Origin of the sequence: Allofournierella sp., from assembly GCF_048388525.1 — a bacterium.
In the GTDB taxonomy this organism is placed as follows: Bacteria; Bacillota; Clostridia; order Oscillospirales; family Ruminococcaceae; genus BQOK01.
The window spans coordinates 1-1,680 of sequence record NZ_DBGCTQ010000018.1; the positions used below are offsets into that span (position 1 = coordinate 1).

The window sequence follows — 1,680 nt, forward strand, 5'->3', positions numbered from 1 at the left end:
GGGACCTGATGCCGCCCGCTGCTGCGTGCGCAATGGGGCCTGCGCAATCTACCATGCCTGCGTGCACGATCTGCTGCACGAGCGCAGCCCCCAGCTGCTGGCAGGGCTGCAAAAGGCGGCCTTTTTTGCGCTGCGCGCCGCGTGGTACTGCCGCACCGGCCGGATCGTAAAGCAACGCCGCGAGCTGGCGCCGCTGCTGCCCCCGGCCCAGCGCACGCTGCTGGAAGGGGACCCCACCGACCTGGACGGGCTGGGCGGCCGGTTGCTGGAATGGGCGGGCCGGACCATCCGCACGGGGGAGGGGCTGGACCCGGGTGCGGCCGGGGCGGACATAAAACGGACGTTGGGAAAGGGAAAGCGGGCGCGCGGAGCGGGCTAGGGCTCACGCCCTGCCTGCTGCGCCTCCCATGCGGCCAGCAGGGGCGCGTATTCTTCGTACCGGTGGGGCCGCACCGGGCGCACCGGCGGGTCGGTGAAAAAGTACAGCACCAGCGCCTCGCCGATGCGGGGATAATGGGCGACGAACTCGTACCCGGCCAGCTCCCCTGCCCGGATGCGCTGTTTGATCCTGTTGTGATAAGGGTACATATAGAGGGTTCCTTTCGGCGTTCAAAAGACAGTGAAAGACGGGCCGCTTGCTGAAAACGGCCCAAAAAGAGCCGCGTGAAAAAGGGCGGAGAACAAGGAGAAGCAGATGGAGATCGCAGTTTTATCGGATATCCACGGCAACCACATTGCCCTGGAACGCTGCCTGGGCTACGCCCTTGCCCGGGGCGCCGACACCTTTTTTATCCTGGGGGACAATGTGGGCGAGCTGGCGTACCCACAAAAAACGCTTGACGCGCTTTACGGGCTGAAAGCCCGCCACGATTGTTATTTTGTGCAGGGAAACCGGGAACAGTACTTTTTGGAGTATCGCGAGAGGGGCGCGGCCGGCTGGCAGAGCGGGAATTCCCTGACCGGTACCCTGTGGTATGTGGACCGGGCGCTGCGCCGGGGGGACCTGGAGTTTTTTGCCGCGATGCCGCCCGCGCGGCAGGTGGAATTTTGCGGGCTGCCGCCCGTGACCCTGTGCCACGGCTCGCCGGAAAAAGTGAACGGCAAGCTGCTGGCCGGGGACGCGGAGAGCCTGGAGGTGCTGGCGCGCAGCAAGACCCCCTTGGTTTTGTGCGGGCACACCCACGTGCAGGGCAGGATCGAGCACAGCGGGCGGACGGCGCTGAACCCGGGCGCGGTGGGCGTGCCGCTTTTCAGCAGCGGCAAAGCGCAGTTCCTGCTGCTGCACGGTGGGGCAGGGCGATGGGAAGAGGAGTTCGTGAGCCTGGAATACGATGTGGAGCGCGCCATTAAAGAGCTGTATGAAGAAGGATTGCAGGAGCATGCGCCCTGGTGGACCGCCATTACGGTGAGCCTTTTGCGCGGCAAGGATGTACCTCATGGAAGGGTGCTGGCAAGGGCGATGGAGCTTTGCCGCGGCGGGCAGGGCGGCTGCCGCTGGCCAGAGGTGCCTGAGGAGTATATGGAACGCGCCGTGACCGAGCTTATAGGCGCGGAGGAGGGCAAAGAGGCCCCGCAAAAAAGTTGAAAAAGACAAAATAAAAGTTCCCCCAAAGCGCAGATTTTTTGCGTTTTGGGGGCTTTTTTGTGCGCTTGTAAGAGGGGGATTTGCCGTGCATCCCA

2 protein-coding genes and 1 pseudogene are annotated in these 1,680 nt (G+C 64.0%); 2 read left to right on the forward strand and 1 reads right to left on the reverse strand.

Annotated elements, in window-relative coordinates; genetic code table 11:
* Positions 1-379 (forward strand): annotated as a pseudogene (locus ACMLHZ_RS01790) (hypothetical protein); the annotation flags it as partial.
* Here the strand turns inward: ACMLHZ_RS01790 and ACMLHZ_RS01795 are convergent.
* A complete protein-coding gene (locus ACMLHZ_RS01795; protein ID WP_418666103.1) occupies positions 376-588 on the reverse strand; it encodes a hypothetical protein in 213 nt (70 codons plus the stop codon). The pseudogene ACMLHZ_RS01790 and the gene ACMLHZ_RS01795 overlap by 4 nt on opposite strands.
* Before the next feature lie 106 nt (positions 589-694).
* On the opposite strand from ACMLHZ_RS01795, the gene ACMLHZ_RS01800 reads away from it, so the two are divergent.
* Complete coding sequence (locus ACMLHZ_RS01800; protein ID WP_418666104.1) at positions 695-1,585, forward strand: metallophosphoesterase family protein; 891 nt, start codon at positions 695-697, stop codon at positions 1,583-1,585.
* Positions 1,586-1,680 lie beyond the last annotated feature (95 nt).

Excerpts from the sequence above, each read along its gene's own strand:
- ACMLHZ_RS01795 (WP_418666103.1), bottom strand. The coding sequence starts at position 588 with ATGTACCCTTATCACAACAGGATCAAACAGCGCATCCGGGCAGGGGAG.
- ACMLHZ_RS01800 (WP_418666104.1), top strand. The coding sequence starts at position 695 with ATGGAGATCGCAGTTTTATCGGATATCCACGGCAACCACATTGCCCTG.